Origin of the sequence: Streptomyces sp. NPDC002773, from assembly GCF_040295605.1 — a bacterium.
In the GTDB taxonomy this organism is placed as follows: domain Bacteria; phylum Actinomycetota; class Actinomycetes; order Streptomycetales; family Streptomycetaceae; genus Streptomyces.
This window is the reverse complement of sequence record NZ_JBEOVO010000002.1, coordinates 419,191-438,929: the sequence shown is the minus strand read 5'-3', so window position 1 is coordinate 438,929 and position 19,739 is coordinate 419,191. Positions and strand designations below refer to the sequence as shown.

17 protein-coding genes and 1 tRNA gene are annotated in these 19,739 nt (G+C 72.9%); 4 read left to right on the top strand and 14 right to left on the bottom strand.

What is annotated here, in order from left to right; all coding sequences use genetic code 11:
• The first annotated feature begins 96 nt into the window (after positions 1-96).
• Positions 97-3,963 carry a response regulator gene (locus tag ABT034_RS04550; protein ID WP_351211164.1) on the top strand — a complete coding sequence of 1,289 codons (3,867 nt, stop codon included), beginning with the start codon at positions 97-99 and terminating at the stop codon, positions 3,961-3,963.
• Positions 3,964-4,008: 45 nt separating this feature from the next.
• On the opposite strand, the gene ABT034_RS04545 is transcribed toward ABT034_RS04550, so the two are convergent.
• The 12 genes from ABT034_RS04545 to ABT034_RS04490 all read right to left on the bottom strand — a co-directional run bounded on the left by ABT034_RS04545 (position 4,009) and on the right by ABT034_RS04490 (position 14,987).
• A complete protein-coding gene (locus tag ABT034_RS04545; RefSeq protein ID WP_351211162.1) occupies positions 4,009-5,661 on the bottom strand; it encodes a long-chain fatty acid--CoA ligase in 1,653 nt (550 codons plus the stop codon).
• Positions 5,662-5,808: 147 nt separating this feature from the next.
• The gene (locus tag ABT034_RS04540) at positions 5,809-6,354 is read right to left on the bottom strand and encodes a SigE family RNA polymerase sigma factor (protein ID WP_351211160.1); all 546 of its coding nucleotides are present in this window, start codon (positions 6,352-6,354) and stop codon (positions 5,809-5,811) included.
• Between the two features lie 264 nt (positions 6,355-6,618).
• On the bottom strand, positions 6,619-7,785 hold the full coding sequence (locus tag ABT034_RS04535; protein WP_351211158.1) for a lipid-transfer protein: 1,167 nt from the start codon (positions 7,783-7,785) through the stop codon (positions 6,619-6,621).
• Positions 7,782-8,165, bottom strand: a complete 384-nt coding sequence (locus tag ABT034_RS04530) for a MaoC family dehydratase (protein WP_351211156.1) — start codon at positions 8,163-8,165, stop codon at positions 7,782-7,784. Before ABT034_RS04530 ends, ABT034_RS04535 begins: the two co-directional genes overlap by 4 nt.
• Positions 8,162-9,205: an acyl-CoA dehydrogenase family protein gene (locus ABT034_RS04525; protein ID WP_351211154.1), complete on the bottom strand. Its 1,044-nt coding sequence runs from the start codon at positions 9,203-9,205 to the stop codon at positions 8,162-8,164. Before ABT034_RS04525 ends, ABT034_RS04530 begins: the two co-directional genes overlap by 4 nt.
• Before the next feature lies 1 nt (position 9,206).
• Complete coding sequence (locus ABT034_RS04520) at positions 9,207-10,202, bottom strand: bifunctional MaoC family dehydratase N-terminal/OB-fold nucleic acid binding domain-containing protein (protein WP_351211404.1); 996 nt, start codon at positions 10,200-10,202, stop codon at positions 9,207-9,209.
• A 47-nt stretch (positions 10,203-10,249) separates the two neighbouring features.
• Positions 10,250-11,416, bottom strand: a complete 1,167-nt coding sequence (locus tag ABT034_RS04515; RefSeq protein WP_351211152.1) for an acyl-CoA dehydrogenase family protein — start codon at positions 11,414-11,416, stop codon at positions 10,250-10,252.
• Between the two features lie 231 nt (positions 11,417-11,647).
• A complete protein-coding gene (locus tag ABT034_RS04510) occupies positions 11,648-11,953 on the bottom strand; it encodes a hypothetical protein (RefSeq protein ID WP_351211150.1) in 306 nt (101 codons plus the stop codon).
• 478 nt (positions 11,954-12,431) lie between these two features.
• The gene (locus ABT034_RS04505) at positions 12,432-12,953 is read right to left on the bottom strand and encodes an O-acetyl-ADP-ribose deacetylase (protein ID WP_351211148.1); all 522 of its coding nucleotides are present in this window, start codon (positions 12,951-12,953) and stop codon (positions 12,432-12,434) included.
• A 115-nt stretch (positions 12,954-13,068) separates the two neighbouring features.
• Positions 13,069-13,299 carry an antitoxin gene (locus ABT034_RS04500; RefSeq protein WP_351211146.1) on the bottom strand — a complete coding sequence of 77 codons (231 nt, stop codon included), beginning with the start codon at positions 13,297-13,299 and terminating at the stop codon, positions 13,069-13,071.
• 134 nt (positions 13,300-13,433) lie between these two features.
• A tRNA-Ser gene (locus ABT034_RS04495) sits at positions 13,434-13,520 on the bottom strand.
• A 48-nt stretch (positions 13,521-13,568) separates the two neighbouring features.
• Positions 13,569-14,987 (bottom strand): S1C family serine protease, encoded by a 1,419-nt coding sequence (locus tag ABT034_RS04490; RefSeq protein WP_351211144.1) that lies wholly within the window; start codon positions 14,985-14,987, stop codon positions 13,569-13,571.
• Between the two features lie 216 nt (positions 14,988-15,203).
• Here ABT034_RS04490 and ABT034_RS04485 point away from each other — a divergent pair, with 216 nt between their 5' ends.
• The 3 genes from ABT034_RS04485 (at position 15,204) to ABT034_RS04475 (ending at position 17,840) form a co-directional block, all read left to right on the top strand.
• A complete protein-coding gene (locus ABT034_RS04485; RefSeq protein WP_351211142.1) occupies positions 15,204-16,025 on the top strand; it encodes a glycerophosphodiester phosphodiesterase in 822 nt (273 codons plus the stop codon).
• Positions 16,026-16,127: 102 nt separating this feature from the next.
• Entirely contained in the window at positions 16,128-16,733 is a 606-nt protein-coding gene (locus tag ABT034_RS04480) for an ATP-binding protein (protein WP_351211140.1), read from the top strand.
• A 129-nt stretch (positions 16,734-16,862) separates the two neighbouring features.
• Entirely contained in the window at positions 16,863-17,840 is a 978-nt protein-coding gene (locus tag ABT034_RS04475; protein ID WP_351211138.1) for a DUF5926 family protein, read from the top strand.
• 220 nt (positions 17,841-18,060) lie between these two features.
• On the opposite strand, the gene ABT034_RS04470 is transcribed toward ABT034_RS04475, so the two are convergent.
• Positions 18,061-18,726, bottom strand: a complete 666-nt coding sequence (locus ABT034_RS04470; protein ID WP_351211136.1) for a hypothetical protein — start codon at positions 18,724-18,726, stop codon at positions 18,061-18,063.
• Positions 18,727-18,894: 168 nt separating this feature from the next.
• A complete protein-coding gene (locus ABT034_RS04465) occupies positions 18,895-19,578 on the bottom strand; it encodes a bifunctional DNA primase/polymerase (RefSeq protein ID WP_351211134.1) in 684 nt (227 codons plus the stop codon).
• Between the last annotated feature and the right edge of the window lie 161 nt (positions 19,579-19,739).

Below are 19,739 nucleotides of genomic sequence, written 5' to 3'. Positions count from 1 at the left end.
GCTGCGGCCCGCGGGGCAAGATGGGGCCGGCCGGCCGACAGGGCCGGTAGGGCCGTTGGGCAAGCACGTGCAGTGCGTCAGGGAGGAAGCGTCGTCGTGAGCAGCAGGCCATCCCGAGGCGCTGCTCGCCTCGCAGCCATACTCGACGCCCTCCCCGACGGCCTCGTGCTCGTCAACTGCAACGGCACGGTCGTCAACGCGAACACCATCGCCCTCGGCATGTTCGAGACGCCCGGCACCGCACTCGTCGGCCGCGGCCTGCTCGACCTCCTGCCCGACTTCGACTCGCGGCTCATCCCCGGCTCCATGCGCCGCCCCGAAGGCACCGACGAGCGGGGCCGCACCAAGCCGACCCGGATGATCGCCCGCCGTACGGACGGCGGCGAGTTCCCCGTCGAGGTGACCAGCGCCAGCCTGGAGGACGGGCGCGAGGCCTACGACTCGTACAGCGGCTACACCGGCGACGAGCTGCTCATGCTGGTCGTACGGGACCTCACCGGCACCCTCGACACCGAGGCCGAACTCGCCCGCTCGCAGCGGCAGACCGAGATGATCCTGCGCGCCGCGGCCGAGGGCGTCGTCGGCACGGACACCGACGGCCGGGTCGTCCTGGTCAACCCCGCCGCCGCGCAGATCCTCGGCTACCGCGCCGGCGAACTCGGCGGCCAGGAGCTGCACCCGCTGATCCTCGCCAAGCGCGCCGACGGCGAGCCCTTCCCGTACGAGGAGTCGCCGCTCGCCGACACCCTCAAGTCGGGCCGCAAGCACCGGGTACGCGGGCAGGCCCTATGGTCGAAGAAGGGCGAGCGGGTACCCGTCGACCTGACGACCGCACCGGTACGCGACGGCGACCAGCTCGTCGGCGCCGTCATGACCTTCACCGACCGCAGGCCGTACGAGCAGCTCGAAGAGCAGCACGCCGCCGAAATCGCCGAAATCACGGAGCGGAACGCCGCCGAACTCGCCGACCGCGCCGAGCGGAACGCGGCCGAACGGGAGGCGCAGCAGGAGCGGTACGCCGCGCTCGCCGCCCGGCACGAGCAGCTCACGGCCGTCCTCGCCGACTCGCTGCGCGGTCCCCTGGAGGAGCTGCGCACCCAGCTGGGCGCCCTCGCCGCCGACGACGCGGGGCAGCTGTGGCCCGAGGCCAACCAGGTCCTGCACCACCTGGCCGCCGGGTACGCCCGGATGACGGCGCTCGTCGACAACGTCCTCGGCTACCAGCGCCTGGACTCCGGCGCGGAGCAGCTCGACAAGCGTGTCGCGCTGCTCGACGGGGTCGTGGCGGCCGGCATCGACCGGGCCGTCGAGCTGATCGGCCCCGGTCGCGCCCAGTTCGCCGTGCACGCCCCGCCCATCGAGGCCGAGATCGACGCGGCCCGGCTCGCGACGGCGCTCGCGCACCTCGTCGCGGACGTCGCCGGCGTCGACGCGACCGGCAAGAACCGTGCCACCGCCCCGGGCTCCGTATCCGCCGACTCCACGATCGTCGTCGCGGCCGCACAGCGCGGTGATGTCGTACGGGTCGAGGTCCGCGGCCCGTACGCGGGCGGCGACCCCGTCCACGGGCCCGTCGTCCGCGGGATCGTGGCCGCGCACCGCGGTGTCGTGCAGACCCACGAGGTGCCGGGGACGAGCGGCGGCGCGTACGTCCTCGAAGTCCCGATCGGCTCCGGGCGGGGCACCGTCCCCGCGGCGGAGACGAGGGCCGCGGCACCGGCCGGCGGTGGCCGTGAGGCCCTCGCGCTGCCCGTCCAGGCCGGCGCTCCCTACACGCCTCCCCCGGCCACCGACTCCTCCACGGAGACCTCTGGTGGAGGGCGGCGACGGGCCCGGCGCGGCTCCACCGACGCCTTCCTGGAGAGCGCGGTCGCCCCTGAGAGCGGTACGGAACCCAGCGGGCGTACGGAACCCAGCGGGCGCCGCCGTGCCCGTACGGGCACGGGCGCCGGTCCCGCCGAGCTGATCCCGGCCCAGCAGAACGCGGCCGCCGATTCCGTCCCCGCTTCCTCTGGGGCTGCTGCTTCCTCTGGGGCTGCTGCTCACTCTGGGCCTGCCGCTTCCTCGGTACCTCCCGCTTCTTTCGTACCTCCTGCTTCTTCTGTCGCTTCCGCCGGGTCCGGCGTCGAGCCGACCGGGCGTCGGCGGGGTCGGCCCGCCGAGGGGTCCGTGGTGACCGCCGCCGAAGGTGCGCAGGGGCGGGCCGCGCTCGGTGCCGCCGTGCCGCCGCAGGGCGTCCCCGTCGAGCCCTCTGGCGTTCCCGCCGCCCTGCCCGCTCGCGCCCTGCCGGCTGTCGCTTCCGGTTCCGGTTCCGGTGAGGGTGGGGCGGAGGGGCAGCCGAGCGGGCGCCGGCGGCGTGCGCTGGCCGCCGCTCAGGAGCGGGCGGCGGCGGCCGAGGCCGGGCCCCGGACGCCGTTCGCGCTCCCGCCCGCCGACGCCGACCGCCCCGAGCCGGTCGCCGGGCCGGTCGCCGGGCCCCTGCCGGTCTCCGACGAGGGGCAGCACGAGGCCGTACGAGGTCTCCCGGGCGCCGATCACACGCCTCCGCAGCCTCATCCGAATCCGCATCCGCACGCGCAGCCGCAGGGGGCTGTCCCTCCGGTCGTCCCCCCGGCCATGCCGCCGGCCGAACCGACCGGGCGCCGTCGGGCCGTCGCGCCTCCGCGGCCGGAGCCGGAAGCCCATCCGCAGCCGCAGGCCGCGCCCCGTAACAGCACGGGTTCCGGTACGGGTACCGGTTCCGTTCCGCTGCCGCCCGAGCTGCCCATGCCCAAGGACTCCAGCCAGGGGCGGGCGTTCAGCGTCCGCACCCTCGGGCAGGGCGTCCCCTTCGTCCCTCCGGCCGCCGCGGCAACACCTTCCGCACCCCCGGCGCCGGCGGCCCCCGCCGCACCCATCGCCCCCGCCGCACCTCCAGTCACGACAGCCCCCGCCGCCCCCTCCAACGGCTCCGGGCGGCGGCGTAAGCTCGCCACCCCGCCGGAGGTCGACCCGCCCGGTCCGGCCGCCGCGCTCCCCGTATCCGCCACGGGCGAGGCCAGGCCGCACCCGCAGCAGGCGGAAGCGACCCCGGGGTCCGAGTCCGCGCTCGGGCTGGCGCCCGCCGCGCCCGAGGGCCGCGCGTACGCCATAGGAGCGCCCGCAGAGGGGTCCGCCGAGGGTCCCGAGCCGCTCGACGGCCCCGGCGGAGCCGTCGAGGTCGCCAACCGGCCCGCCCCGCGTCCGGTCGACGACGAGCTGCCGCCCGAGCCCCTCGACAACCCGCGCAGGCTGCTCGTCTGGCCCGCGCCCGACGTCTCCACGCAGCAGGCCCTGAGCGACCGCGGCTACCGGCCGGTGATCGTGCACTCCCGCGAGGAGGTCGACGCCCAGATCGCCGCCTTCCCGGCCGCGCTCTTCGTCGACCCGCTGACCGGCCCCATCACCCGTACCGCACTCCAGTCGCTGCGCCAGGCCGCCGTCGCCGCCGAGGTGCCCGTCCTGCTCGCAGCCGGGCTCGGCCAGGCGACCCGGGAGGCCGCGTACGGCGCCGATCCGGCCGTACTCCTCAAGGCGCTCGCGCCGCGCGACAGCGAGCAACACCCGTCCCGCGTCCTGCTGATCGAGGAGCACGACGACATCGCCGAGGCGCTCGCGGCCACCCTGGAGCGGCGCGGGATGCAGGTTGCGCGGGCCGCCACGGACACGGAAGCGGTCGCCCTGGCCACGCAGACGCGGCCGAACCTGGTGGTGATGGACCTGATGCAGGTACGCCGCCGCCGGGCCGGGATCATCGACTGGCTGCGGGCGAACGGCCAGCTCAACCGCACCCCGCTCGTCGTCTACACCTCGGCCGACCTCGTCGGCGAGGAGCTGCCGGAGCTGTCCTCCGGCGAGACGGTCCTCTTCCTCGCCGAGCGTTCGAACAGCGCCGAGGTCCAGGCCCGGATCGTCGACCTGCTCGCGAAGATCGGCACCAACTAGCCCCTCGGCGGGGCCGGTCGGTGCCGACGGGTCGCTACCGGTGGGTCAGAGCTGGGTCACGTCCAGCTCGCCCTCCGCGTACTGCCTGCGGATGACCTTCTTGTCGAACTTGCCCACGCTCGTCTTCGGCACCGCCGGCACGATCGCCCAGCGCTCCGGCAGCTGCCACTTGGCGATGCCGCCCTCGTCGGCGAGGAAGGCCTTCAGCGTCTCGTAGTCCGCCGTCGCCCCCTCCTTGAGGACGACGGTCGCCAGCGGGCGCTCGCCCCACTTCTCGTCCGGCACGGCGACGACGGCGGCCTCGGCGACCTCCGGGTGCGCCATGAGCGCGTTCTCCAGCTCGACGCTGGAGATCCACTCGCCGCCCGACTTGATGACGTCCTTGGCGCGGTCGGTGAGGGTGAGGAAGCCGTCGGGGCTGATCACGCCGACGTCGCCGGTCTTGAGCCAGCCGTCCTCGCTGAACTTGTCGGCCGGCCGGATGGCCTCGGCGTCGATGCCGCCGAAGTACGAGCCCGCGATCCAGGTGCCGCGCACCTCCAGCTCACCGGCCGACTCGCCGTCCCAGGGCAGGTGGTCGCCGGCGGGGCCGACCAGACGCGCCTCGACGCCGGCCGGGAAGCGGCCCTGCGTGACCCGGTACGGCCACTCCTCCTCGGCGGTCAGGCCGTGCGGCGGGTGGGCCATCGTGCCCAGCGGGGAGGTCTCGGTCATGCCCCAGGCGTGGCAGAGGCGGACGCCGAGCCGGTCGTACGCCTCCATGAGCGAGGGCGGACAGGCCGCGCCGCCGATGGTGACCTGCTTCATGGAGGAGAGGTCGCGGGGGTTGGCGGTGACTTCGGCGAGCAGGCCCTGCCAGATGGTGGGGACGGCGGCCGCGTGGCTCGGCTTCTCGCGCTCGATCATGTCGGCGAGCGGGGCGGGCTGGAGGAAACGGTCCGGCATGAGCATGTTGACGCCGGTCATGAAGGTGGCGTGCGGCAGGCCCCAGGCGTTGACGTGGAACTGCGGCACCACGACCAGGGTCGTGTCCTTGCCGGTCAGGCCCATCGACTCGGCCATGTTCACCTGCATCGAGTGCAGGTAGATCGAGCGGTGGGAGTAGACGACGCCCTTCGGGTCACCGGTGGTGCCGGAGGTGTAGCACATGGCGGCGGCCGAACGCTCGTCGAGCTCGGGCCAGTCGTACGTGGTCGGCCGGCCGGCGATCAGCTCCTCGTAGTCGTGGACGCGCGGGGCCGCGCCGTCCAGGACGGAACGGTCCCCGGGGCCCGCGACCACGATGTGCTCGATCGTCGGCAGGTGCGGCAGCAGCGGGGCGAGGAGCGGGAGCAGGGAGCCGTTGACGAGCACGACCCGGTCGGCGGCGTGGTTGACGATCCACACCAGCTGCTCGGGAGGAAGACGGAGGTTGAGGGTGTGCAGGACCGCGCCCATGGAGGGGATCGCGAAGTACGCCTCGACGTGCTCCGAGTTGTTCCACATCAGGGTGGCGATCCGCTGGTCACCGGTGACCCCGAGTTCGTCGCGCAGGGCGTTGGCCAGCTGGTGCGCGCGCGCCCCGGCTTCCGCGAACGTGCGGCGCTGCGGCTCGGGCTCGCCCGTCCAGGTGGTGATGGTGGACTTCCCGTGAATCGTCATCCCGTGCTTGAGGATGCGGCTCACGGTCAGCTGTACGTCCTGCATGGTGCTGTACACGGGGCGTCCTCCCGGTGGGCGCTACGTGGCAGAAAGGGTGTGGAGATTCTGCGCACATACCACGCGGTATGTCACTACCCGGGAGTACCAAAATTGCCAGTGATTGCTGGCGGGAGCGGACGGAGGCCTGCCGCTCGCCACCCGTCGCTACCGTACGGGGGCCAGTTCCGGGTCCTCGCGGAGCTTGCCGAGTGCCCTGGACACCGCGCTCTTCACCGTGCCGACCGACACCCCGAGCACCTCGGCGGTCTGGGCCTCGCTGAGGTCCTCGTAGTACCTGAGGACGACCATCTGGCGCTGCCGCTCCGGAAGCTTCATCACCGCGCGCCACATCGCGTCGTGCAGCACCTGCCGCTCGCCCGGGTCCGGTTCCGGAAGGCCCGCGGGCTCGGGCAGCTCCTCGCAGGCGAACTCGTCGACCTTGCGCTTGCGCCACTGGGACGTACGGGTGTTCAGCAGCGCGCGGCGGACGTAACCGTCCAGGGCACGGTGGTCCTCGATGCGCTCCCAGGCGACGAAGGTCTTGGCCAGCGCGGTCTGCAGCAGGTCCTCGGCGTCGCAGGGGTTGGCGGTCAGGGAGCGCGCGGTGCGCAGGAGCACGGGCCCCCGCGCCCGTACGTACGAGGAGAAGGTCGGGTACGACGCGAACTGCGAGGCACCGGCGCAGACGGGGCCAGAGGGTGGCGGAGTCATGACTCCACGCTAGGAGGGGAGGGGCACCGGGGGATCGGCCCCAGGTCCCGAACCGCAGTCCGCCTCAGGTTGTAGGGGTGGGGACCGCTCCACCTCCTCTGGGTGGAGACCCCCCGGGGGCACCTCAGGGTCGGGGCCGGGGAGAGAGCGGCGGTCCCGGCCGCCGCGGGGGCCGCCCGGTCAACCGTCGCCGGGGCCGCCCGGTCAGCCGTCGCCGGGGCCGCCCGGTCAGCCGTCGCGGGGGCCGCTCGGTCAGCCCTCGCCTCAGCTGTCCGTGCCCAGGATCAGCCCGGACGTGGGAACTCCCGTGCCCGCCGTGACCAGGGTCCGCTCCGCGCCGGGTATCTGGTTCACGGAGGTGCCGCGGACCTGCCGTACCGCCTCCGCTATGCCGTTCATTCCGTGCAGGTAGGCCTCGCCGAGCTGCCCGCCGTGCGTGTTCAGCGGGAGCGCGTCGGCCGCGACGAAGTCGGCCGCCTCCCCCGGTCCGCAGAAGCCGAACTCCTCCAGCTGCATGAGCACGAACGGGGTGAAGTGGTCGTAGAGGATGCCCACGTCGATGTCGGACGGGGTGAGCCCGGCGGTCCGCCAGAGCTGCCGGGCCACCACGCCCATCTCGGGGAGCCCGGTCAGGCCGTCCCGGTAGAAGCTGGTCATCGCCTCTTGTCTCCGTCCGGCGCCCTGAGCCGCCGCCAGGATCACCGCGGGCGGGTTCGGCAGGTCGCGGGCGCGCTCGGCGGAGGTGACGACGATCGCCTGGCCGCCGTCGGTCTCCTGGCAGCAGTCGAGGAGCCGGAGCGGTTCGACGATCCAGCGCGAGGCCGCGTGGTCGGCGAGGGTGATCGGCTTCCCGTGGAAGTACGCGGCGGGGTTACGGGCGGCGTGGCGCCGGTCGGTGACGGCGACGTGCCCGAAGGCGTCCGGGGTCAGACCGTAGGTGTGCAGATACCGCTGGGCGGCCATCGCGACCCAGGAGGCCGGGGTGAGCAGTCCGAAGGGCAGCTGCCAGCCGAGCGCGGCTCCCTCGGCGGAGGGCTCGCGCTGCTGGACACCGGAGCCGAAGCGGCGGCCGGAGCGCTCGTTGAACGCCCGGTAGCAGACGACGACCTCGGCGATCCCGGCGGCGACGGCGAGCGCGGCCTGCTGCACGGTCGCGCAGGCCGCCCCGCCTCCGTAGTGCACGCGGGAGAAGAAGGACAGCTCGCCGATGCCGGAGGCCTGGGCGACGGTGATCTCCGGGTTGGTGTCCATGGTGAACGTGACCAGGCCGTCGACGTCGGCGGGGGCGAGCCCGGCGTCGTCGAGGGCCGCCCGCACCGCCTCGACGGCGAGGGAGAGCTCGCTGCGGCCCGAGTCCTTGGAGAACTCGGTCGCCCCGATGCCCACGACGGCCGCCCGGCCGCCGAGTCCGTCCCGCGTACGCACGCTCATCGGGGGACCTCCACGGTGACCGTCCCGGTGACGTGGTGCCCGAGCCCGTTGGCACCGACGATCCGGACGTGCGCCGTGTCGCCGTCCACGTCGGTGACCGTGCCGGTCAGGACCATGGTGTCGCCGGGGTGGTTGGGGGCGCCGAGCCGGATGGCGACCTTGCGGAGGACGGCGCGGGGGCCGAAGTGGTCGGTGATGTACCGGCCGACGAGGCCGTTGGTGGTGAGGATGTTCATGAAGATGTCCGGGGATCCCTTCTCCCGGGCCAGCTCGGCGTCGTGGTGCACGTCCTGGTAGTCGCGGGAGGCGACGGCCCCGGCGACGATCAAGGTGCGGGTGATCGGAATGGTGAGCGGCGGCAGCTCGTCCCCGGGCTTCATGACAGGTCTCCTTCCGCGAGCAGTCCGCCGAGTTCGGCGAGGAGTTCGGTGCCGGAGCCGAGGTAGGCGTCGAGCTGCCGGCCCCAGAGGAAGTGCCGGTGGACGGGGTGGTCGAGGTCCGCCCCCATGCCTCCGTGCAAATGCTGCCCGGCGTGCACGACCCGCTTCCCCGCCTCCGAGGCCCACCAGGCGGCCGTCAGAGCGGCCCCGGCGGCATCCAGGCCCGCGTCGAAACGCCAGGCGGCCTCGTACGCGGTGACCCGGATGGCCTCGGTGTCCATATGGGCGTCGGCGGCCCGGAGTTGGACGGCCTGGTGGGTGGAGAGCGGGCGGCCGAACTGCTCCCGTACGGAGGTGTGCTCCACAGCTCTGGCCAGCGAACCCGCGCAGACCCCCGCCTGTAGTCCGGCGAACGCGATCCGAGCCGCGGCGAGCACATCCTCATAGGCACCGGACCCGCCGAGTCGCTCCCCCGGCGCCCCGTCGAGGACCAGCCGGGCGGCGGACCAGGGCGCGGTGAGCTCGACCGGCTCGACGCGGGCCGCTTCCTCGACGCGGACCAGCCACAGGGCACGGTCCGCGTCCGGCACGAGGACATGCGTGGCGTCCCTCAGCCACGGCACCCAGTCCACGGCCCCGCCGAGCCGCCGGGTGCCGCGGCCGTCGTCGCGCGCGGTGACCGTGCCGGGCGCCGGGAACGCTCCCGTCACCACCGTCGTACCGTCGCGGAGGCCCGGCAGGAGCCGGGCCCGCTGCTCGTCCGTACCGTTCCGGGTGACGGCGAGGAGCCCGTACGCCACGCTCGCGGCGAAAGGCACCTGGGCCGTCACACGCCCCTGTTCCTCCAGGAGGAGCACCAGGCCGAGCAGGCCGGTCTCCTCGACGGCGCCGGGGAGTCCGGCGGCGCAGAGTGCCTTCCACAGCTCGGCGTCGGTGCCGGTGCCGGCCGCCCTGAGCCGCTCGTGCGTGGCGAGATCCGCGAAGATCCGGCCGGCCAGCTCCCGGGCCGCCTCCTGCTCCTCGGTCGGGGTGAAGTCCATGTCAGTCCTCCCCTCCCGCGCGGAAGACGGGAAGCTCCAGCTCCTCGTCGACCCGCAGGAACTCCAGCCGCACGGGCATCCCGATCCGCACCTTGTCGTACGGCACCCCCACCACGTTGCTGACCATCCGCACGCCCTCGGCGAGTTCGACCAGCCCGACCGCGTACGGCGGGTCGAAGGCCGGGAAGGGCGGGTGGTGCATCACCACGTACGAGAAGACCGTCCCGGCGCCGCTCGCCTCGACCGTGTCCCACTCCCGCGAGCCGCAGTCGGCGCACCCTGGCAGCCAGGGGAAGCGGAGGGCGGCGCAGGCGCCGCAGCGCTGGATGAGCAGCCGGTGCTCGGCCACGCCCTCCCAGAACCCGGCGTTGTCCCGGTTGACCACGGGCCGGGGCCGCTTGGGCGCGGGCCTGGCCACGGCCCCGGTCACGGCCTCGGTCACCGCCCCGGACGCGGCCCTGGGCGGCGGCTCCGGCCCGGGTTCCGGCTTCGGGGGCCGGGCGGCGGGCGCGTACTTGAGGATGCGGAAGCGGTGGGTGCCGGCGAGCTCGCCACCGGCGCGGACGTCCGTCCTGGTGGTGATGAAGTGCCCCGATCCGAGTTTCGTGGTCTTGCGGGGCGAGACGGACTCGATGACGGTGTCGAAGGTGATCTCGTCACCGGGCCGCAGCGGCCGCGGGTACTCCTGCTCGCAGTCGGTCGCGACCACGGAGGTGTACCCGGCCCCGTCGAGGAGCGCGAACAGTTCCTCGTGGGCGGAGGAGCGGCCGCTGTGCCCCGAGAGGCCGCCCATCGTCCAGGCCTGGAGCATCGTCGGCGGCGCGACGGCCTCCGGCCCCCGGTAGGCGGGGTGGGCGTCCCCCATGGCCTCGCACCAGTGCCGGATCATCGGCAGGTTCACCGGATCCTTGCCGAGCTCCGCGGTGGCGGCGGCCCGCCCCACGAAACCCCGGAGCCGCTCGTACAACCCGTCGGACACCTCCGACAACTCCGACATCTCCGATGCCCCAGCCGCATCGGCGCCGCTCTCTCCCTCCACCAGGGTCATCGCCGACCCCTCCCCCTCATGCCGAGCCGCATCCTCGCGACGATCTCGCGCTGCACCTCGCTCACCCCTCCCCCGAAGGTGTTGATCTGCGCGGCCCGGTTCATGCGCTCCAGCTCACCGCCGTCGAACTCCCCCGGCGATCCCGCTCGCACCGTCCCCGCCCCGCCCGCGATCTCCTGACATATTCGATACACCTCCACCGCCGATTCGGTTCCCACGAACTTCACGCCGCTCGCGTCCCCCGGGGCCAGCCGGCCCGCCCCCACATCACCCACCAAACGCCAGTTGAGCAGGCGTGTCGCCGCCAGTCGGGCGTGCGCTTCGGCGGCCCGGATGCGGATCCACGGCTCGTCAACCCGGCGCCTGCCCGTCACCGGATCGGGGAGACGGGCCCGGTCGAGCACCGCCGCGAAGAAGTCCTCGGCCTGCATGCCGATCGCGGCGAGCGCGACCCGTTCGTGGTTGAGCTGGTTGGTGATGAGCCCCCAACCGCCGTGCTCGGGCCCGACCAGGTTGCCGGCGGGCACCCGTATCCCGTCGTAGTAGGTGGCCGTGGTCGTGAGGCCGCCCACGGTCGTGATCGGGGTCCAGGAGAAGCCCGGGGCGTCGGTGGGGACGAGGACGATCGAGATGCCCCGGTGCGGGGGCGCGTCGGGATCGGTGCGGCAGGCGAGCCAGATCCAGTCGGCGTTCTGGGCGTTGGAGGTGAAGATCTTCTGGCCGTCGATCAGCCAGGAGTCCCCGTCTCGGACGGCCCGCGTCCGGAGGGAGGCGAGGTCCGTGCCGGCCTCGGGTTCGCTGTAGCCGATGGCGAAGACGGTCTCGCCACGCAGGATCCGGGGGAGGAAGAAGGCCTTCTGCTCCTCGGTCCCGTAGCTCATCAGGGTGGGGCCGACGGTGTTGAGGGTGACCATCGAGACGGGGGCGCCCGCGCGGTACGCCTCGTCGAAGAAGACGAACTGCTCGTCGGAACCCCGGCCCTGTCCGCCGTACTCCTCGGGCCACCCGAGGCCGAGGAGTCCGTCGGCACCGATCCGGCGGAGCAGCAGGCGCTGGGCTGCGGTGTCGGTGGCGGGCGGCGGGCCGTCGGGCATCACGTCCCGGAAGTACGCGCGGAGTTCGGCGCGCAGCCGCAGCTGCCGCTCGGTCGGGGCGAGGTGCACGGCGACGGCCTCCCGTGGGACGACTGAGATTTCTGACTGTCCGTCAGATTCAGGACGCCTGTCAAGGTCGGCGACCGAGCGCGCGTCCCACGCGCACCCCTGAGCGCACCCCGTACGCGCCCCCGCGCACGAAAGCGCGACGGCCCGCACGCCGGTACCGAAGTACCGGCGCACAGGCCGCCGTTCACACCGCGGGCACGCCCCCCGACGGGCCGGCTGGCGTGCTGCTGGTCACCACCACGGGTAGAAGTTGACCACCGGGTTGCTCTGGGAGATGTGGGTGAAGCCCGAGCCGTTCACGCTGGCGGTGTTGTTCTGGTTGGAGGCACCGGAACCGGTCGCCACCTGCTGCGTCGTGGTCGAGTTGCCGTCGTTTTCCCCACCCACGCCGCTGCCGATGATCGTGGCGACGCTCGTGTTCGATCCGTTGTCCGCGAACCCGCCGTTGTCGGCCTGGGCCACCCCGGCGAAGAGCGCGGCGGCGAGGGGCAGGGCGGCGGTGGCGGCGAGGATGCGGGCGGTACGGATGCTTGCCATGTGTGTTCCTCCGGGAACGAAAACTGGTGCTGACTGCACGGAACTGCTCTGAAGTGCGCTGGACTGTTCTGCACTGCTGTGAACTGCTGTGAACAACGGCCGTTTTCAGGGCAGTTGGCCGACCGCCCCGGTTGTTCGTGCTCGACGTCGCGAATCCAGAGTTGCCCACCGAATCCCCGGCGAACTACCTCGGAGCGGCTGTTTCCCCCGCAAGCGTGAGGACAAGCCGATAAACCCCATGAACACAAGGAAAGGCCCAGGTCGCCAGGGGAGAGGCACTTCAGGACAGGCACAGCCGGTGTGCCGCAAGGGAGGAAGCGTTCCGGCAGATTTCCCGCCAATCTCCCTGCGAGAAGAACGCGACGGCGAGTCGCCCCGGCGCAGCACCAGAACAAATGAGCAACGAGGAAGAAAGGTTCGACAACAAGGGAGGCGGCAGGTGGATCTCCGCGCCGTACGGGATGCCCTACGGGATCTCCTACGGGGTCTCCTGCCCCACAGCCGACTCGAAGGCCGCGTACGCGTGCGCGTCGAACAGCACGAACCGCACTTCCTCCACCTCGGTACGGGCCTCCCGTACCGTCTCCACGGCGATCCGGGCGCCGTCCTCCATCGGCCAGCCGTAGATGCCGGTGGAGATGGCGGGGAACGCGACCGTGCGGTCCCCCAGTTCGTCGGCGACCCGCAGCGATTCGCGGTAGCAGGAGGCCAGCGCGTCCGAACGGTCCACCTCCCGCGACCAGACGGGCCCGACCGTGTGGATCACATGCCGGGCCGGCAGCCGCCCCGCCGTCGTCGCCACGGCCCGCCCGGTCGGCAGCCCCTTGCCGTAGTGCGCGCGGCGCAGGTCCTGACAGGCGGCGAGGATCTCGGGGCCGCCCTTCCGGTGGATGGCTCCGTCGACTCCCCCACCTCCGAGGAGCGAGGAGTTCGCGGCGTTGACGATCGCGTCCGCCGGTTCGGCGGTGATGTCCCCCTGCACGAGCACGATCCGCACCACGACAGAACCCTTTCTCCAGCAACCCTCCCGGCGAGTCCATATAACCGGATCAACCCCGAAGGGGCGCCCCGCATAAACATCCGGGGCGCCCCTGAGGGCAATGTGCGCCTCCGCGCTACCGCTGAGGCGGGGAGTCCGGCGGCGGCGGGGAGTTCGGCGGTGGGGTGTCCGGCCCCTGCCCCGTGCCACCCATCTGCTGCTTGAGCTTCTCCTGGGCGGTGTCGACGTGACGGCTGTACTTGCCCTGGGTCCGGCCGTCGACGTAGTCACCGGCCTTGTCGACGCCCTTGGAGGCCTGTTCCTCGTGGCCCTTGAGCATCCCCTTGAGCTTGTCGAACACAGACATCTGGCCCTCCTAGCCGCTGTTCCAGCCCCTCCAGCATCGCGGCACCACCCGACTCCCGCATCCGCTGAGCGACCCGCCGCGGGGAACAGCAAACGACCCCTGACCGAAACGCCTGGTCAGGGGCCGTTCATCTGCGGTGGGTGTGGGATTTGAACCCACGGTGACATCGCTGCCACGACGGTTTTCAAGACCGTTCCCTTAGGCCGCTCGGGCAACCCACCCCGCGCCGTCGGTATGTGCACGGGCGGCGCGGGGAACAGCCTAACCGGTCAGCTGTCGCCGGTGCGTTCGCCGAGGGTGACCGTGGCCGTAGCGGTCTTGCCGTCGCGTTCGTAGGTGATCTTGACGGAGTCGCCCGGCTTGTGGGTCCAGATCTCGCTGATCAGGGTCGGGCCGCTGTCGATCTGGCGGTCGCCGAAGCCCGTGATCACGTCGCCGGGCTTCAGGCCCGCCTTCGCCGCGGGGCCGTCGGGGACGACCGCGGGGGTGCCGCCCGTGCCCTGGGAGGCGATGGTGGCGCCCTCGCCCCTCATGTTCACCGTCGCACCGATCACCGGGTAGACCGGCTTGCCCGTCTTGATCAGCTGCTGGGCCACGTTCTTCGCCTGGTTCACCGGGATCGCGAAGCCGAGGCCGATCGAGCCCGCCTGGGACTGGCCGAAGCCGCTTCCCGTGGACTGGATGGCCGAGTTGATGCCGATCACCGCGCCGCTCGCGTCGAGCAGCGGGCCGCCGGAGTTGCCCGGGTTGATCGACGCGTCCGTCTGCAGTGCGCTCATGTACGAGTTGCCGCCGCCGGAGCCGTCGCCCGAGGCGACCGGGCGGTTCTTGGCGCTGATGATGCCCGTCGTGACCGTGTTGGACAGGCCGAACGGCGCTCCGATCGCGATCGTCGAGTCGCCGACCGCCACCTTGTCGGAGTCGCCGAGCGGCAGCGGCTTCAGCCCCTTCGGCGCGTTCGTGAGCTTCAGTACGGCCACGTCGTAGCCCTCGGCCCGGCCGACGACCTCCGCGTCGTACGCCTTGCCGTCCGAGAAGGTCACGGAGAGCGTGCCGCCCTCCGCCGCCGACGCCACCACGTGGTTGTTGGTGACGATGTGGCCCTCCTGGTCGTACACGAAGCCCGTGCCCGTACCGCCCTCTCCCTCGCCGCCGCCCTGCGCGGCGCCGGACTTCGCCTGGATCGTGACCACGCTCGGCAGCGCCTGCGCCGCGACCGCGGCGACCGTGCCCGGGTCCCGCTTGAAGGCCGCCGGGGTCTGGCCCGAGGAGACCGTCGTCGAGCTGACGCCGTCGTCCCCGCGCTCGGCCGCCCAGTAGCCGATGCCACCGCCGACTCCGCCCGCGACGAGCGCCGCCGCGAGGACGGCCGCCACGAGGCCGCCGGCCCGCTTGCGCGGCGCGCCGGGAGCGGGGGTCGGGGGCGGCGGGGCGCCCCAGGCCGGTACGGCCGGCGGAGGCGGCGGCCAGCCGCCCGCCGCGGCGGGCGCGGTCGGGGGAGCAGGAGCCGGGGCGGCCGCCGCCACCGCTTCCGGGGGCCGCACGACCGTCGGGGCGTCCGCCGGGGGCGGCGGGGGCGGGGTCTGCGCCGTCGGCTGGTCCGGTGCCGTCGTCGAGGGAGGTGTCGGCGGGGCGGACGGGGCAGCCGGGTCCGCCGGAACCGCCGTGCCCTCGTTCTCGGTGCTCACAGCTCGCTCTCCTCGTTGACTGCGTCGCGGGGTGGTGTGCCTATGGGGTCACCTGAAGGATCACCTAGGGGATTCAGGGTGCTGCACCAGCTTTTCCCACCGGACGTCAGGGCACGGTAAGGCGGAGCTGTGCGTTCGCACCTCTTCCTTTATATACGGGCAGAACGGACGCCTTCCCGTGTGCCCGCTCCGCCCCGCCAATGGCACCATGACGCCGTGACTCACGCACGGCAGCACCCGAACCGCGTCCCCCTCCAGGTCGTCGCCCACCGTGGAGCCTCCGAGGACGCACCGGAACACACCCTGGCCGCCTATGTGAAGGCCATCGAGGACGGCGCGGACGCGCTTGAGTGCGACGTCCGGCTCACCGCCGACGGCCATCTCGTCTGCGTCCACGACCGGCGCGTCGACCGCACCTCGAACGGACGCGGTGCCGTCTCCGCCCTCGAACTCGCCGATCTCGCCGCCCTCGACTTCGGCATCTGGAAGGGCCGCGACGACTCCGGCGAGAGCCCCGACTGGCGGGACCCCGGGTACACCTCCGTCCTCACCCTGGAGCGCCTCCTCGAGCTGGTCTCCGACGCCGGGCGCCGGGTCGAGCTGGCCATCGAGACCAAGCACCCCACCCGCTGGGCCGGCCAGGTCGAGGAGCGGCTCCTCCAGCTCCTCAAGCGTTTCGGCCTCCACGCGCCCGCGTCCGCCACCGACTCCCCCGTCCGCGTCATGAGCTTCTCGGCCCGCTCCCTCCAGCGGATCGCCGTGGCCGCGCCGACGCTCCCCACCGTCTCCCTCGCCCAGTTCGTCTCGCCGCGCCTGCGTGACGGCCGACTCCCCGCGGGCGCGCTCATCGCCGGCCCCTCGATCCGGATCGTCCGGCACCATCCCGCCGTGATCCTCCGGCTCCGGAAGGCCGGGCACCAGGTGCACGTCTGGACCGTGGACGAGGCCGAGGACATCGAGCTCTGCGAGCGTCTCGGCGTGGACGCGATCATCACGAACCGCCCCAAGCAGGTGCTCTCCCAGTTGGGCCGCGACTGACCCCTCACTCCCCCACAGCCCCTTCTTTCCCTTGCGCCACAAGGGTTCCCAGGGGTTTCAGGGTGTGCACCGGCGCGTTCGGTACCTACGCGATCGTCACGAGTGCCTCATCCCACGCGGATTGGCCGGTTTCCGGTCCAGGCCATTGGGGCATTCACACCGTGGCGTGGGGCAAAGGAGGTCTCGGGGGTGGCGTTGGTGGTGGCACAGGAGGTGCCCACGTCGTCGAGCATGGCCGTACCCCATGGCCCTGCGGGCGTGGGTGCGGCAAGGCACCGGATGCGGGACGAGCTGTACCGCAGCGGGGTGGCCGACACGGTGGTCGACGACGCGGTACTGATCCTTTCCGAGCTGCTCAGCAATGCCTGCCGGTACGGCAGGCCGCTGGGGCGGGCGGATCGGGGCGACGGGGACGTACGGGCGGCCTGGCGGGTGGACTCCGCGGGCGGCCTGCGGGTCGAGGTGACCGACGGCGGTGGTCCGACACGGCCCGTCCCGTCGACGCCCTCGGTCACCGCACGGGGAGGCCGCGGGCTGAACATCATCAGTGCGCTGGCCCAGGACTGGGGCGTACGGGACAGCGCGACCGGCGAGGTCACGGTCTGGGTGGTGGTCACCGAGGGACACCGCCGCGAGGACTTCGCCGCCCGCGTCGGCGGCGGCGGCTCGCGCTTCGACATCCTGGACGCGTACGACGATCTCGACTGACGCGCGTCCGGTGCGTCCGGCGGGCGGGGCGGGGCAGCGCGCCCCGCCTGAGGGGTGTCGGCGCCCGGTGCGGCTAGGCTCGCGCCCGGAACAAGCACCGCACAGCCGCGATCGGGAGAAAGCCACACCATGGCCAAGAAGCGCCCCCAGACGAAGGCCGGCAAGACCGGCCAGGCACAGGTCACGAGCGGGGAGATCCCGGTCGTCGGCGCCCGCGAGCCGTGCCCGTGCGGTTCAGGCCGCCGTTACAAGGCGTGTCACGGCCGGGCCGCCGCGCACGCCGTGACCGAGCTCGTCCAGCGCCCCTTCGAGGGGCTGGCCGGCGAGTGCGACTGGGTCGCCCTGCGCGAGCTGGTGCCCGCCGCCACCGTGCCGCTCACCCTGAAGGGCGGGCTCCCGGAGGGCGTACCGTCCGTGACCCTCGCGACCGTGCTGCCGATGGCGTGGCCGGCGCTGCGCCGCGACGACGGCTCCGTCCTGCTCGCCCTGCAGAACGACTCCACCTCCGGCGACCTCGCCCGCGACCTCGCCGACACGCTCCAGCGCGCTCTGGAGACCGAGCCGGGCAACCCGGTCCCCCCGCGCCGCGTGCCGGCCGAGGGCCCGCGTCTGCAGGACCTGCTCGACGCGGACGCCGACTTCGCTCCCGAGGTCCACTCGGGCTTCGAGTTCTGGATCCCGCCGTCCGCGGACGGCGCCGACCCGGAGGTCGCCGCCTCCCTGGAGCGGGCCAACGCGGCCGCGATCCCGACCGTCAAGCTGACGAGCGTCGACTCCGCCTACTGGTGCGAGACCCCGGACAAGAACCACCTGCGCTGGGTCATGCCGCACCCGGAGGAGAAGCTCCTCGACGCGCTCGCCCGCCTCCAGGCCGGCGACGGCACCTCCATCGGCGCGGACACCCGGCTCGTCGGCTCGTTCCGTGCCCACGGCCTGATGGTGCCGGTCTGGGACCTGCCGACGTCGATGACCGCCGAGGAGTGCGAGAAGCCGGCCGCCGAGTTCGCGGAGCGACTGGCCGGGGCGCTCGCCTCGGACGCCCCGCTCACCGCGGAGGAGCGGCGGGCGCGCGGCGGCCTCACCAACCGTCAGGTGACTCTCAGCTGATACCCCAGGTGGTATCGGTGACTGACAGACCGACCGGTCGGTGACTTCTGCCACAACCCGGTCAGGGGACGGGTAAATCCCTGTCCGAATAACCGAGATCGAATTTGCGAACAGCAGATCTCTTGTTACCGTTCTGGAAGCCCGGTCGCTGGTGCATCCCCCGTCGCCAGCGATCGGGCCTTTCCATGTCCGCTCCCGGCAGGCTCCGGGGCGTCGACGCTCAACTTCCTTCCCGGTCCGCCGTGTTGCTGCCCGCCCGCAGCAGCAGCGGAGTGCTGTCACCCTCGCCCGTGCCCGCGAATTCCGCGACCGCCGTATAGGCCGTGGCCCCGCCCTGACCGCGTTCCCTGGGCGTTTCACAGGTCCCCGGTTCGTCCTGCGCGGGGACTCGGCAACGGACCTGTACGGTCCGCCCGCCGGGGGCCATGAGGGTCAGAAACGCGTCGAGATCCTGGCCGGTGGCGTTCCGGTAGTACGTACGCCCCCAGGTGTCGGGTCCTTCGGCCAGCACGCAGGTCTGTGCCTCGACCCCGTCGGGAGAGGCGAGTTCCGGCCCACAGTTCTCGACCCGCTCCGCGCCCCCTTCCGGGGACGCCGGGGACGCCGGGGACGGGGGAGACGTGGGAGACGTGGGAGACGCGGGGGCGGCAGCGCGAGCCGCCGGCGCAGCCGGAACAGCCGGAGCCACCGGGGCCGGTGAGGGCTCCGTACGGGACCCCACGCCCAGCCCACTCAGCAGATCCCCCGGCTTCGCGTCGGCGGCGTCAGTCGCACCGGCCGGTCGTACGGGATCGCCCGCCGGCCCCGCCATCGCGACGAGCGGCACCAGGACGGCGACCGTGACGGCGGCCCCGAGTCCGACCACGCGGAGGTTCACCGGACCCATGCGTCCCACCTGCTCCTGCTCGGCTGGAGATCTTGAACGGTGGGGGGAACATATCGGCGGCCGGCGGGCGCGCGGTCGGCCGCGCGCCCATTTCCCGTACAAGTCGGACCAGGACACACCCGTTCGGGTGAAGGGGCACCCCAGTTGCCCGCTGCCCCGGCTGCCCGCTCAGTACGTCAGTCGGCTCCCGCCGCCCGGGGTGCTCGTGCTCGCCTCCACCAGGGCGTCGACCACCGCCTCCACGTCCGGCAGCCACGGGCGGGCCGAGCCCGCGAGCGGCGCCCGCTCCCACCGCACCTGCCCGGTACCGGCGAGCGAGGGCGGCAGGAGTAGATAGCCGCCCTCTCCATGGAAGCGCAGCGAGCTCGGCACGCTGTCCTTCGCGTACAGCAGCTCGCCGAGCCTTTCGAAGTCGTACGGGGCGACGAGGATCGACCATCGCGTCGGGGTCGCCACCACGGGGCCGAGCCGCATGCCCGTCGCGTCGAGCGCGGCGAGCGCCCGCGCGCCCGCCGCCGCCGGCAGGCTGACCGCGCAGGGCGCGGCGCCGCCCGTGGCGAGGACCACCGGGGCGTCCGGGCGCCGGGTCCACCACCAGCGGATCATCCGCTCGTCCGTGGTGGCCGCGAGCAGCCCCGGGTCGAAGGGGTGGGCGCCGGGCACCACGCAGTCGGGGTCGGGGCAGGCGCAGGCCGCGGCCCCCACGGCCGTACGGGTCGTCGCTCTCAGGCCTGCTCCCGGCAGCACGGGCCAGTTCCATCGGACGGCGAAGGTGATCGCCGCTTCACGCCGGGCGGTCCGCGCCTTGCGTCGGAACCGGAACATGCGTCGCCTTCCGAGGATCTCGCGCATGAGCGCTCGTTCCTTTCCGTTGAACGCCGAATCCACATCACACCATGTGCAGGACTTTTCACCGTGCGTATCAGCGCGTACCGGGCCCGCGGGGGGATGGCGGCCCCCGTCGGAGCGGGGCCGGCCGGGCCGTAACCGGGTGGAGCCACGTGGAACCGGAT

Excerpts from the sequence above, each read along its gene's own strand:
- ABT034_RS04470 (WP_351211136.1), bottom strand. The coding sequence starts at position 18,726 with ATGGGTCCGGTGAACCTCCGCGTGGTCGGACTCGGGGCCGCCGTCACG.
- ABT034_RS04510 (WP_351211150.1), bottom strand. The coding sequence starts at position 11,953 with ATGGCAAGCATCCGTACCGCCCGCATCCTCGCCGCCACCGCCGCCCTG.
- ABT034_RS04535 (WP_351211158.1), bottom strand. The coding sequence starts at position 7,785 with ATGAGCGTGCGTACGCGGGACGGACTCGGCGGCCGGGCGGCCGTCGTG.
- ABT034_RS04520 (WP_351211404.1), bottom strand. The coding sequence starts at position 10,202 with ATGTCGGAGTTGTCGGAGGTGTCCGACGGGTTGTACGAGCGGCTCCGG.
- ABT034_RS04465 (WP_351211134.1), bottom strand. The coding sequence starts at position 19,578 with ATGCGCGAGATCCTCGGAAGGCGACGCATGTTCCGGTTCCGACGCAAG.
- ABT034_RS04475 (WP_351211138.1), top strand. The coding sequence starts at position 16,863 with ATGGCCAAGAAGCGCCCCCAGACGAAGGCCGGCAAGACCGGCCAGGCA.
- ABT034_RS04540 (WP_351211160.1), bottom strand. The coding sequence starts at position 6,354 with ATGACTCCGCCACCCTCTGGCCCCGTCTGCGCCGGTGCCTCGCAGTTC.
- ABT034_RS04500 (WP_351211146.1), bottom strand. The coding sequence starts at position 13,299 with ATGTCTGTGTTCGACAAGCTCAAGGGGATGCTCAAGGGCCACGAGGAA.
- ABT034_RS04530 (WP_351211156.1), bottom strand. The coding sequence starts at position 8,165 with ATGAAGCCCGGGGACGAGCTGCCGCCGCTCACCATTCCGATCACCCGC.
- ABT034_RS04525 (WP_351211154.1), bottom strand. The coding sequence starts at position 9,205 with ATGGACTTCACCCCGACCGAGGAGCAGGAGGCGGCCCGGGAGCTGGCC.